We start from the raw sequence: 12,997 nt of genomic DNA, 5'->3' as shown, positions 1-12,997 counted from the left end.
GGCAGGAAGCGTATCCCCCTTGCCTCTGGTTGGAGATATTGGTACACCGAAGCTGTGCTTGCGTTTGCATGTCTGCTCCAAACCATATCAATCCTTCGGCGAAGAAACCATCATTTGCCGGAAAACTAGATGGCAAGAAAAAAATCCGAAATAAACAAAGAAAAAATTCAATCAAATGCTTGTTTTTTCAAGAAAAGTATTACATTTGCAACCGATATAATGACAAAATAACAACTGACGTATGAACACATTTGCAACATACTTCTTCTTTTTCTTTTATTACTTTTACTTTAGCAATGAAGTGAAGCGGGAGTTTGTGTATGTACGTTAAAACAAAATGAAACAAACAAGAGACGAATGAATATAACGAAATCCCGCTTCAATACGAAGTCGGGATTTTTTTTTAGACAAAAGCAAACAAAACAAGATGAGAAGAATAGCAATACAAGGAATTGTGGGATCGTATCATGACATTGCAGCCCACAAGTATTTCAAGGAAGAAGATATCGAACTGGTCTGCTGCAACACCTTTGAAGAAGTGTTCGAAGCGATGAAGAAAGACAGCAATGTGATCGGAGTCGTTGCCATCGAAAACACCATTGCAGGAAGCCTTCTCCATAACTACGAGCTATTGCGAGACAGCGGAGCAACCATCATCGGAGAGCACAAGCTGCGCATCAGCCACAGCATCATGTGCCTGCCCGGTGAAGACTGGGGAACGCTTACAGAAGTAAACTCCCACCCTGTCGCACTCGCACAGTGCAGAGATTTTCTCCAGCATCACCCCCAGCTGAAAGTGGTGGAAACGGAAGACACTGCGGCCAGCGCACGCGACATCAAAGAAAAAGGACTGAAAGGGCACGCTGCCATCTGCTCCAAATATGCCGCCGAACTGTATGGGATGAAGATTCTTCAGGAAGGCATTGAAACAAACAAACACAACTTCACCAGATTCCTTGTAATCAGCGATCCCTGGATGGCCGACGAACTGAAGGTGCGCTCAAAGATGAACAAGGCAAGCATCGTCTTTTCGCTCCCGCACAATCAGGGAAGCCTTTCGAAAGTATTGTCTATCTTTTCATTCTACAACATAAACCTGACAAAAATACAGTCGCTGCCCATCATCGGACGTGAATGGGAATACATGTTCTATGTTGACGTCATGTTTGACGATTACCTGAGATACAAACAATCCATTGATGCCGTAACACCGCTTACCAAAGCACTTAAAATATTAGGAGAATATGCAGAAGGAGAATCAACAATATAAGATTGCGCCGGCCGACCGTCTGGCCAGCGTGAGTGAATACTATTTCAGCCGCAAGCTGAAGGAAGTGGCCCGCATGAACGCGGAAGGAAAAAATGTAATCAGCCTCGGAATAGGAAGCCCCGACATGCCGCCATCAGAAAAAACCATCAAGGTGCTGTGCGAGAACGCCCAAAAGCCAGACGCACATGGCTATCAGCCTACAGTAGGCATTCCGGAACTCCGGCAAGCCATGTCGGAATGGTATAAGCGATGGTATGACGTGGATCTTGACCCGAATACGGAAATCCAGCCGCTCATCGGATCGAAAGAGGGAATCCTTCATGTTACGCTGGCTTTTGTGAACCCAGGCGACCAGGTGCTTGTTCCTAATCCGGGCTATCCAACCTACACTTCGCTGAACAAGATACTGGGAAGCGAAATAGTGAATTACGACTTGCGTGAAGACAATCACTGGCAGCCGGATTTCGAACAGCTTGAAAAGATGGACTTGAGCCGTGTGAAACTGATGTGGACCAACTATCCGAATATGCCTACCGGAGCCAACGCCACAATGGAGCTTTATGAAAAGCTGGTGGATTTCGCCCGAAGACACAACCTGGTTATTGTGAACGACAACCCGTACAGTTTCATACTCAACAAAAAACCGATAAGCATACTCAGCGTCCCCGGAGCCAAAGAGTGCTGCATTGAGTTCAACTCCATGAGCAAGAGCCACAACATGCCCGGCTGGCGTGTGGCAATGGCTGCAACCAATGCACAGTTCATCCAATGGATCGTGAAGATCAAAAGCAACATCGACTCCGGAACATTCCGCCCCATCCAGTTAGCCGCTGCCCAAGCCTACCGGAACAGCGCGGAATGGCACGAAGAAGCAAACGTGAAGGTGTATGGACGCCGCAGAAAACTGGCAGAGGAGATTATGCAGGTATTAGGCTGCAGCTTCGACCGCGAACAGGTGGGCATGTTCCTTTGGGGACGCATACCTGACACGTATGCCGATGTAGAAGACCTGACGGAAAAGGTGCTTCACGAAGCAAGGGTATTCATCACTCCGGGGTTCATCTTCGGAAGCAACGGAAAGCGGTATATCCGCATCTCGCTCTGCGCCAAGGAAGAGAAGCTGGCCGAAGCCCTCGAACGAATCAAACAAATCATGCAATAACAGAAACTTAAACACTCAATAACATATGGAACTCGAATTACAACCCATTGAACTGGAAGGCGTATCAAAGGAAAGGCCTCTGGTGATTGCAGGCCCATGCAGTGCCGAAACAGAAGAACAAGTGATGTCAAGTGCCAAACAGTTGGCCGACAAAGGTATCAAGATATTCCGTGCAGGCATCTGGAAGCCCCGGACCAAACCGGGAGGATTTGAAGGAATCGGGGTGGACGGACTTCCCTGGATGAAAGAGGTGAAGAAGGAAACCGGAATGTATGTAGCAACCGAAGTGGCGACAGCCAAGCATGTATACGAATGCCTGAAAGCGGGTATCGACATCCTTTGGATCGGAGCACGAACTACAGCTAATCCTTTTGCCGTACAGGAAATTGCCGATGCGCTGAAAGGTGTAGACATTCCCATATTGGTGAAAAACCCCGTCAATCCGGATCTGGAACTGTGGATAGGCGCACTGGAGCGCATCAACAACGCCGGACTGAAACGCATCGGAGCGATCCATCGCGGATTCTCTTCTTATGACAAGAAGATCTACCGGAATCTTCCGCAATGGCACATCCCCATCGAACTGCGCCGCCGCATACCCAACCTGCCGATTCTCTGTGATCCCAGCCACATCGGCGGCAAGCGGGAACTGATTGCTCCGCTCTGCCAGCAGGCGATGGACCTCGGTTTCGACGGGCTGATTGTTGAATCGCACTGCAACCCCGATGCGGCATGGAGCGACGCTTCGCAGCAGGTTACTCCTGATGTGCTCGACTATATACTGAGCCTGCTCGTCATCCGATCGGAGCATCAGAGCACGGAAAACCTGAATAACCTGCGCCGGCAGATTGACGAATGCGACAATGAACTGATGGACATTCTGGCCAAACGGATGCGTGTATGCCGCGAAATCGGAACGTTCAAAAAAGAGCACAACATGACCATTCTGCAAACCGGCCGCTACAATGAGATCCTTGACAAACGGGGCGCACAGGGTTCGCTTTGCGGCATGGACGCTGATTTCGTAAAGCAAGTGTTTGAACTGATCCATGAAGAGAGTGTAAGGCAGCAAATGGAAATAATCAACAAATAATGCGTACTTTCTCTTTCGGGTGGCCGAAAGAAAAAGATACCCAAAAGAAAGGGTGCCGTCTGCACTTCCAAAGCTACTGCGGGAACGTTTCGGACTAAAGTCCGGAACTCCCTCCGCTTCACGCTTTTCCAGTGAAGACAGATTTTTTTCTTTTGGTATCTTTTCTTTTTGCCTTGATGCAAAAAGAAAAGTACATAAACACCCACAAAAACATAACAACATGAGAATACAAATATTAGGAGCCGGGAAAATGGGATCCTTTTTCAGCGATGTACTTAGCTTTGAACACGAAGTAGCCGTTTACGATGTAAATCCGCAACGGTTACGCTTTATGTACAACTGCCTCCGGTTTACAAAAACAGAAGAAATAGAAGAATTCAAGCCGGAACTGGTAATCAATGCGGCAACAGTGAAATATACGCTCGACGCTTTCAGGCAAGTCTTGCCTGCACTTCCGAAGGACTGCATCATCAGTGACATCGCTTCAGTAAAGACGAACCTGAAGGAATTTTATGAAGGATGCGGATTCCGCTACGTATCCACCCACCCGATGTTCGGACCGACTTTTGCCAGCCTCGACAAGCTGAGCGAAGAAAATGCCATCATTATCAAAGAAGGTGACCACCTGGGACGGATATTCTTCAAAGACCTCTACCAGCGGCTGGGACTGAACATTTTCGAATATTCTTTCGAGGAGCACGACGAAACGGTGGCCTATTCGTTGTCAATCCCGTTTGTATCGACCTTTGTGTTTGCAGCGGTAATGAAGCATCAAGACGCTCCGGGAACAACTTTCAAACGACACATGGCTATCGCAAAAGGGGTGCTCAGCGAAGACGACTATCTGCTTCAGGAGATTCTTTTCAATCCGCGCACTCCGGCACAAGTGGAAGGCATACGCACAGAGCTGAACGAACTGCTTGACATCATCAGCCGGAAAGACTCGGAAGGGATTCATGCCTATCTTAGCAAGATTCGAAACAATATAAAATAAACGACTAACAACAAGCAGAAGAGGCGCATCCGTTATGGAATGCGCCTCTTTTATTGGATACTTATGGTTCTTTTCTGTTTAGAATCTGTAGCCAACGCCAATTGCAAAGCTCATGTTCTTAGGAGATATTTCATCACCATTTCCATCTTCAGATTTACCCGGAGCAATGAATCCATGCTGAGCAGTGAAGTTTACGAGGTAGTGTTCGCCAAGTTCAACACCTACTCCCCATTGAAGCCCTAAATCGAAGCGTTTCCAATCACCGCCTTTATCATCAAAAATCTTATAATCATCACCATTATCCCAATGCTCTTTGGCTTTTCCACCAAGACCAATAGCCAGATAAGGACCTGCATTGATTACAAATTTTGTATTGTCGGTAATATCAAACTTATAAGCAGCCAGAATAGGAATATCCAAATAAACAGGTCTGACTGTTACTTTTTCACCTGCATATTTCACCTTATATCCTTTGGAAGTAATCATTACTCCCGGCTGAAAATACCAATTTTCATTAAATGCATAATCAGCTCCAACTCCCATTGTGAAACCAGGAAGTGCTTTAGTTTCATCCAATTTAGTCTGATTACTGAAGTTCATGCCAAACTTCACGTCCCATCTTACCTGAGAGAAACCAAATACGGCAACCATTCCCAAAGCTAACGTTAACAATAACTTTTTCATAACTCTAACTTTTTTAATTAGCGGCCAATCCTTGTGATGCCAAATCTTTTTTATTTTTTTAAGAAAAAGGACAAGGACTCTTCATCCGCATAAAACGGAAAAATTCCTTTTTCTGTCTATTTTACAGAAACAAAAATGCTTTCTGTCTGAATACAAAACTATAAATAAGTTTTAGAAAAACAAACACATTCAAGGTTTATAAATGAAATTTATACAAATAAACAAAACACTTCTTATATTGTTTTCCAGCATAAAGAAAAAAATAACCCGTCATCTGCTTTGAGATAACGGGTTATTTTAATTAAGATGACGGCTCATTTTAATTAAGATGACAGCTCATTTTAATCAAGATGACGGCTCATTTTTTTGCCGGCATCATTTGTCATAATTTTATCTTCTTCGATACGGGTTTCGACTCATTGTGCAGGCGGTCGAGAGCAGTCACCACATACCGGTATTTTGTCTTGCCGTCTTCGTACGGGAGCTTGTAAAACTCGTTATGCGTAATGGCAACGATATGGGAAGGATCGTCAAGATTTACCTTCTCCTTCCGCAGGAAACGGTATACGACATAATGTTTCGCCTCGTCCATCTCGTGCTTTGCTTTCGGGGCGGTCCAGAACAGGATGTAACCGTCTGCCGTCCATACCGGCTTCAGTTTCCTCACCTTCTTGGGAGCCTCATCGTCCATGAAGGGCGAAGCCGGCCATAGCGCAGGATATTTATGGTATTTGTTTGCCAGCATGTCGCGATAATTGCCCTTGTTTTCAACCACTGCGGCTGCATACCACTGGCAACTCCCCTGCACCGCGGGAAGCGAGCGCTGCAAATTATATTTGGCAGGAATCTGACTCTGGTTCGGATTCATCAGGTCCGGCTTGGTAACCGTCCGCACCACATCCTGCCCGATGTACAGCGGACGTGCCGCCGCATTCTTCGCCCACCAGCGGATCAGCGTTTCGTAATCGGCCGCGGGGTGACCGATTTCCCAGTAGATTTGAGGAATATTGTAGTCCACCCAGCCGTTGTTCACCCACAGCAGCACATCGGCATAGAGATCGTCGTAATTCTGAAGGCCGTTCGTGTTGCTTCCGTTGGGGTTGCTTTTCTTGTTCCGATAGATGCCGAACGGCGAAACGCCGAACTTGACCCACGGCTTGGCAGCACGCACCGTTTCGTGAATCTCCTTTATCAGCACGTTCACATTGTCCCTGCGCCAGTCGCCGCGGTCTGTGAATCCGCGTCCGTATGCCGCAAAGCTCAAGTCGTCCGGAAACTTCTCTCCCGCATTGGGGTAAGGATAAAAGTAGTCGTCCATGTGGATGGCATCGATGTCATAACGGGTCACGATGTCGCGCACAATCTTGCAGATATACTTGCGTGATTCGGGAAGCCCCGGATCAAAATACAGCTGGCCGGCATACTCAACGAACCATTCGGGATGCTTGTTATAGGGATGCAGAGGCGAAAGCGCCGTTGTCCCTTTGGTCTTTGCGCGATACGGATTGATCCAGGCATGAATTTCCATATCACGCTTGTGACACTCCTCCACCATAAACTGCAGAGGGTCCCATACCGGAGAAGGAGCTTTTCCCTGCACTCCCGTAAGGAAACGGCTCCAAGGTTCGTACGGAGATTTATACAAAGCGTCGGCCTCCGCCCTCACCTGAAAGATAATGGCATTGATTCCCGCCCCTTTCAGGTTGTCGAGCTGGCTTTCCAGAGTTTTCTTTATCTGCTCGGCCGGCACTCCCTGAAACTGTCCGTTCACACACTGAATCCACGCGCCGCGGAATTCACGCTTCGGGGAGCCATTCTGAGCATACGCTGCGCAAATGCCGAATACAAACGCCATTGCGAGCCACAAGTTTCTTAGTTTCATCTTTATATTTTTATTGGTTCATACACCTGTTAACGCGCGGCAAAGATAACCAAAATACAGAGAAATCTAAAAAAAGTGGTTATCTTTGCATCTCAATCAAGAAAGAAAAATCATGTCGGAAAGCAACTACATAACCATCAAGGGAGCAAAGGTAAACAACCTGAAAAACATCGACGTAGACATACCGCGCGACAAACTGGTAGTCATCACCGGCCTGTCGGGCTCCGGAAAGTCATCACTGGCTTTCGACACGCTTTACGCCGAAGGGCAACGGCGCTACGTGGAAAGCCTTTCATCATACGCCCGCCAGTTTCTGGGAAGAATGGGAAAACCTGAATGCGACTTCATCAAGGGAATCCCGCCAGCCATAGCCATCGAACAGAAGGTTATCAGCCGCAACCCGCGCTCCACCGTAGGAACTTCGACCGAAATCTATGAATACCTCCGCCTGCTGTTTGCACGCATCGGAAAGACTTATTCGCCCGTCAGCGGCAAACTGGTGAAGAAGGACAGCCCCGAAGACATCGTAAACTGCATGCTGGCACACCCGAAAGGGATGCGCTATACGGTGCTCACGCCCATCCTTCCACGCGAGGGACGCTCTTTCTCCGAGCAGATTGAAATGGGCATGAAGCAGGGATTTACCCGACTGGAAGTGAACGGCGAAATGACCCGCATCGAAGATTATGCCTATAACGAAAAAGACACCGTCTATCTGCTGGTCGACCGCATGAGCTGCGATGACAGCAAGGATGCCATGAGCCGGCTCACAGACTCGGCAGAAACGGCGATGTACGAAGGCGACGGTGCCTGCCTGCTGCGTTTCTACCTGCCCGACGGGACAACCGAGCTTCATTCGTTCAGCACCAAATTCGAAGCCGACGGAATAAAGTTTGAAGAGCCCACCGACCAGATGTTCTCGTTCAACTCCCCCATCGGAGCCTGCCCCACTTGTGAGGGATTCGGCAAAATCATCGGAATCGACGAACATCTTGTCATTCCCAACCGGGCACTGAGCGTATACGACGGTGCCGTGCTCTGCTGGAGGGGAGAGAAAATGGGAGAATGGCTCAACGAATTTCTCCGCGAAGCTCCCGCCCACGACTTTCCGATCTTCGCGCCCTACTACGAACTGACACAGGAACAGAAAGATTACCTCTGGCACGGGCCGCGCGAGAAAGCATGCATCGACTCGTTCTTCAAGATGCTCGAAGAAAACCAATACAAAATCCAGTACAGGGTGATGCTGGCCAGATACAGAGGAAAAACGCAGTGTCCCACCTGCCATGGCAGCCGGCTCAAAAAAGAAGCCAACTATGTACGGGTAGGCGGAAGAAACATTTCCGAACTGGTTGAGATGCCCGTATACGAGCTGAAAGAGTTCTTCCGGACACTGCATCTGGACGAACACGACCAAACCATAGCCAAACGCCTGCTGAACGAAATCACCAGCCGGCTCAACTTTCTCGACGATGTGGGATTGGGATACCTTACGCTGAACCGGCTGAGCAACACGCTGTCGGGAGGTGAAAGCCAGCGCATCAACCTCGCCACATCGTTGGGAAGCAGTCTGGTAGGCTCGCTCTATATCCTCGACGAACCAAGCATCGGCCTGCACAGCCGCGATACAGCCAGGCTGATAAAGGTGCTCCGCCAACTTCAGCAGCTGGGCAATACCGTGGTGGTTGTGGAACATGACGAAGAAATTATCCGCGCCGCCGACTATATCATCGATATCGGACCGAAAGCCGGACGACTGGGAGGAGAGATTGTGTATCAGGGAGATATGAAGGACTTGCAACCGGGAAGCAACAGCTACACCGTAAAATACCTGCTTGGCGAAGAAATCATCGAATGCCCCAAGACACACCGCTCATGGAACAATTACGTTGAAATAAAGGGAGCGCGGGAAAACAACCTCAAAGGAATCGATGTCCGTTTCCCCCTCAATGTCATGACCGTGGTAACAGGAGTGAGCGGATCGGGAAAAAGCACGCTGGTGCGCGACATATTCTACAAGGCACTCAAGCGCGAATACAGCGAAGCCAGCGACCGCCCGGGAGAATTTGTATCGCTGGAAGGCGACATCAGGCAAGTGAAAGATATCGAGTTCGTCGACCAGAACCCGATAGGCAAATCCTCGCGAAGCAATCCGGTGACCTACATCAAGGCCTACGATGAAATCCGCAAGCTGTTTGCCGAACAGACTCTGTCGAAACAGATGGGATATACAGCCGGCTATTTCTCGTTCAACACAGAAGGCGGACGCTGCGAAGAATGCAAAGGAGAAGGAACGGTGACGGTAGAAATGCAGTTCATGGCCGACCTTGTGCTGGAATGCGAATCGTGCCACGGCAAACGTTTCAAGAAAGAAACGCTGGAAGTAAAATATGAAGGGAAAAACATCTACGACATACTGGAAATGACCGTAAACCAAGCTGTCGAATTCTTTACGGAACACAACCAGAAGAAAATTGTAAAAAAACTCCAGCCCCTTCAGGACGTGGGATTAGGATACATCAAACTGGGACAATCGTCGTCCACTTTGTCCGGAGGCGAAAACCAGCGGGTCAAACTGGCCTACTTCCTGAGCATAGAAAAGGCTCAGCCCACCATATTTGTCTTTGACGAACCGACCACAGGGCTTCACTTTCACGACATCAAGAAGCTGCTCAGTGTGTTTGACGCGCTCATCAGCCGCGGACATACAATTGTTATCATCGAGCACAACATGGATGTAATCAAGTGCGCGGATTATGTAATAGACCTCGGTCCGGAAGGAGGAGAGATGGGAGGCAATCTGGTTGTAGCGGGCACACCCGAGGAAGTTGCCAACTGTGCAGCATCTTATACGGGACAGTTTCTGAAAGAGAAACTGGCGGAAAAATAAGCATCCGCAGAAAGGAGGGGCGCAGAAAAGCTTTCAAAAGAAAAACCTTTCTGCGCCCCGCACGCTGATTTATCATTACATCTTACACTTTCAGAAGACCGTTTTTCAGTTCATCGTCTACTACGGCCATCATGCCTTCCACTTGAGCAAGTGCCAGCATACGTCCGTGGAACGAATATCCCGCATTGTAGCCTTTATCTTCGTCACCCAACATCGTGCGGCCATGATCGACACGCATCGGCAAGCCCGGCTTTTCGGTTTCAAAAATACGGATCAGATCAATCAGATGGCCCCTGCCCTCCAGGTGTGAACTCTCAATAAAGTTGCCTCCCGGCATAGCGGCTGTACTGCGCAGATGCACAAAATGGGTGCGCTTTGCAAATTTACGCGCCAACTCACGGGTATCATTGTGCTCGCCCGCACTCAGCGAACCGGCACAGAAAGTCAAGCCGTTATGAGGGTTATCCACTGCATTCAAGAACCAGGCAATGTCCTCTTCATTGGTCACGATGCGCGGAAGTCCCAGAATTTGGAAAGGAGGATCATCAGGATGCACGCACATATTGACTCCGTACGCTTCGCATACAGGCATAATCGCTGCAAGGAAATAACGCATATTTTCCCGCAGGGCATCACGGTCGATGCCGTCGTATAAAGCCAGCAGGCGCTTGAAGATTGCCACCGGATTCTTGTCGCCTTCTTTTATGTTTCCGTTCACAAATCCTTGCGTCTTGACAATAATCGAATCGATCAGTTCGTCCTTTTCAGCCTCGGTTATCACCTTGTCAAGCTCTGCCACCTTGCCCAGCTCGTCTTCCGTGTAATCAGCCTCTGCACCGGCACGCTGAAGAATCTTTGTATCAAAATAAGCGAAACGCACGCGATCGTAATAAAGCGATGTGCTGCCGTCGGCCCAAGGATGAGCCAGATCCGTACGGACCCAGTCGATAACAGGCATGAAATTGTAACAGACGGTCTTAATGCCGCATTTTCCCAAGTTGGCCAGGCTTACTTTATAGTTCTCGATCAAGTGCTCACGCTCAGGACCGGCATACTTGATCGCTTCACACACCGGAAGACTCTCCACCACCGACCAGCGCAGCCCGTACGATTCAATGTACGATTTCAGGTCGTTGATAGCTTCTTCCGTCCAAATCTCACCGTTCGGCACATCATGCAAGGCAGTAACAATCCCCTCCACTCCTATCTGACGGAGCATCGGAAGGGTTATCTTATCCTTCTTGCCGAACCAACGCCATGTTTTTTCCATCATAACTAAATTCCTTTTATATTATATAATGCTTTGAATCAATTGTCAGCCGGCAGCGGGATTCTTCCTCCGCCGAACAATGGCGGCCTTCTTCTTACTGCTGCACGGGCGATACAAAAGTAATGGGTTTTTGCAGCAAAACAAAATCGAAATAAGAAAATCTCTTGCATGAAGACAACCAGCAATATCTGCGCTCCAAAATGTGACAATTCCGGCAGAAAACTTCACCGGAAAATTCAAATGCCTCCAAATATATGCCCATAAAAAAGAATATTCAAACCGAATGTTGTATCTTTGAACATCAATCATCCGACTTTATGAATACTGACAACTTAAAACTGCTTTATCAGAAATACACGGGAAAGTTTCCCGAAACAGCAGAGCCGCTGCCCGGTGCCGGATCAAACCGGAAATACTACCGGCTGAAAGGCTCTTTCCAATGCATCGGCGTTTGCGGCACCTCACCGGAAGAAAATGCGGCATTCATCTACATGTCAGAGCATTTCAAGAAGAAAGGCCTTCCCGTACCTGAAGTTTATGCCGTTTCTGACGACAGGCTCCATTACCTGCAGGAAGACCTGGGAGATACTTTGCTGTTTCAGCTCATACAGCAGGCGCAGCACAGACAAAACGCAGACACAGGCCTGATGAATCTGCTTGAAAAAACCATCCGCCTGCTTCCGGAGTTTCAGTTCAAGGGAGGAGCGGATATGGATTTCAGCAAATGTTACCCTCCCGTATCATTCAGCCGGCGCAGCATTCTGTGGGATCTGAACTATTTCAAATATTGCTTTCTGAAGACAACAAGGCTGGAGTTTGAAGAAAACGCACTCGAAGATGACTTCGAAAGCATGTGCGGCATACTGCTGAAAGCGGCTTCCGAACCGACGTTCATGTATCGGGACTTCCAGAGCCGGAATGTGATGATAAAGGACGGAGAACCCTGCTTCATCGATTTCCAAGGAGGAAGAAAAGGGCCTTTCTACTATGATGTGGCTTCCTTTCTGTGGCAGGCAAAAGCTAACTTTCCAAACAGTGTCCGGCAGCATCTGACAAATGAGTATCTGGACGCACTTCAAACTTACAAGCCCATAGGAAAAGATGAGTTTGCATCCTGCCTGCGCCATTTCGTCCTGTTCCGCACGCTGCAAGTGCTGGGAACTTACGGCTTCAGAGGCCATTTCGAACAAAAGGCACATTTCATAGAAAGTGTCCCTTTTGCCATCGAGAACTTACGGCAACTGCTGGAAGACGGATTCGCCGAATATCCATACCTCTGTGACACACTCCGCAGAATGGTGGATCTTCCCCAATTCTGTTACGAACGAAACAAAAAGAAACTGACCGTCACCGTAATGAGCTTTTCCTATAAGAAAGGAATACCCGAAGACACAAGCGGAAACGGAGGAGGATATGTTTTCGACTGCCGGGCGATACACAATCCCGGACGTTACGAACAATACAAGCAGCTGACCGGACTTGACGAGCCAGTCATCCGTTTTCTGGAAGATGACGGAGAGATCACTGCCTTTCTTGCCCATGCAGACGCATTGACAGAGGCACACGTAAAGCGTTTTATCGAACGGGGATTCACCCACTTGTCGGTCTGCTTCGGATGCACGGGAGGGCAGCACCGCTCAGTCTATTCCGCACAGCACGTGGCAGAACATCTATACCAGAAATTCAACGTCAACGTCCGTGTTATCCACAGAGAACAGCACATCGAACAATTCTTCGAATCAAAATAAGTCT

General features: G+C 48.4%; 9 protein-coding genes. 6 read left to right on the top strand and 3 right to left on the bottom strand.

Annotation, left to right across the window (positions count from 1 at the left end; translation table 11 throughout):
• The first annotated feature begins 427 nt into the window (after positions 1-427).
• The 4 genes from QUW60_RS05125 (at position 428) to QUW60_RS05110 (ending at position 4,519) form a co-directional block, all read left to right on the top strand.
• A complete protein-coding gene (locus QUW60_RS05125) occupies positions 428-1,270 on the top strand; it encodes a prephenate dehydratase (RefSeq protein WP_258338006.1) in 843 nt (280 codons plus the stop codon).
• Positions 1,245-2,432 (top strand): pyridoxal phosphate-dependent aminotransferase, encoded by a 1,188-nt coding sequence (locus QUW60_RS05120; protein WP_289558884.1) that lies wholly within the window; start codon positions 1,245-1,247, stop codon positions 2,430-2,432. Before QUW60_RS05125 ends, QUW60_RS05120 begins: the two co-directional genes overlap by 26 nt.
• Positions 2,433-2,457: 25 nt before the next feature.
• Positions 2,458-3,525 carry a bifunctional 3-deoxy-7-phosphoheptulonate synthase/chorismate mutase type II gene (locus QUW60_RS05115; protein WP_258338008.1) on the top strand — a complete coding sequence of 356 codons (1,068 nt, stop codon included), beginning with the start codon at positions 2,458-2,460 and terminating at the stop codon, positions 3,523-3,525.
• 220 nt (positions 3,526-3,745) lie between these two features.
• Complete coding sequence (locus QUW60_RS05110; RefSeq protein WP_289558882.1) at positions 3,746-4,519, top strand: prephenate dehydrogenase; 774 nt, start codon at positions 3,746-3,748, stop codon at positions 4,517-4,519.
• Between the two features lie 78 nt (positions 4,520-4,597).
• Here the strand turns inward: QUW60_RS05110 and QUW60_RS05105 are convergent, their stop codons facing one another.
• Positions 4,598-5,203 carry a porin family protein gene (locus tag QUW60_RS05105; RefSeq protein WP_258338010.1) on the bottom strand — a complete coding sequence of 202 codons (606 nt, stop codon included), beginning with the start codon at positions 5,201-5,203 and terminating at the stop codon, positions 4,598-4,600.
• A gap of 382 nt (positions 5,204-5,585) precedes the next feature.
• Positions 5,586-7,085 (bottom strand): glycoside hydrolase family 10-like protein, encoded by a 1,500-nt coding sequence (locus tag QUW60_RS05100; protein ID WP_375337966.1) that lies wholly within the window; start codon positions 7,083-7,085, stop codon positions 5,586-5,588.
• Positions 7,086-7,197: 112 nt separating this feature from the next.
• On the opposite strand from QUW60_RS05100, the gene uvrA reads away from it, so the two are divergent.
• Positions 7,198-9,975: an excinuclease ABC subunit UvrA gene (uvrA, locus tag QUW60_RS05095; protein ID WP_289558878.1), complete on the top strand. Its 2,778-nt coding sequence runs from the start codon at positions 7,198-7,200 to the stop codon at positions 9,973-9,975.
• Between the two features lie 82 nt (positions 9,976-10,057).
• On the opposite strand, the gene uxuA is transcribed toward uvrA, so the two are convergent.
• Positions 10,058-11,248 carry a mannonate dehydratase gene (uxuA, locus tag QUW60_RS05090; RefSeq protein WP_258338013.1) on the bottom strand — a complete coding sequence of 397 codons (1,191 nt, stop codon included), beginning with the start codon at positions 11,246-11,248 and terminating at the stop codon, positions 10,058-10,060.
• 314 nt (positions 11,249-11,562) lie between these two features.
• Here uxuA and QUW60_RS05085 point away from each other — a divergent pair, with 314 nt between their 5' ends.
• Entirely contained in the window at positions 11,563-12,993 is a 1,431-nt protein-coding gene (locus tag QUW60_RS05085) for a RapZ C-terminal domain-containing protein (RefSeq protein WP_289558876.1), read from the top strand.
• Positions 12,994-12,997 lie beyond the last annotated feature (4 nt).

The organism is Bacteroides gallinaceum (assembly GCF_030373775.1).
Lineage (GTDB): Bacteria > Bacteroidota > Bacteroidia > Bacteroidales > Bacteroidaceae > Phocaeicola > Phocaeicola excrementipullorum.
This window is presented reverse-complemented; position numbering and strand designations above follow the sequence as displayed.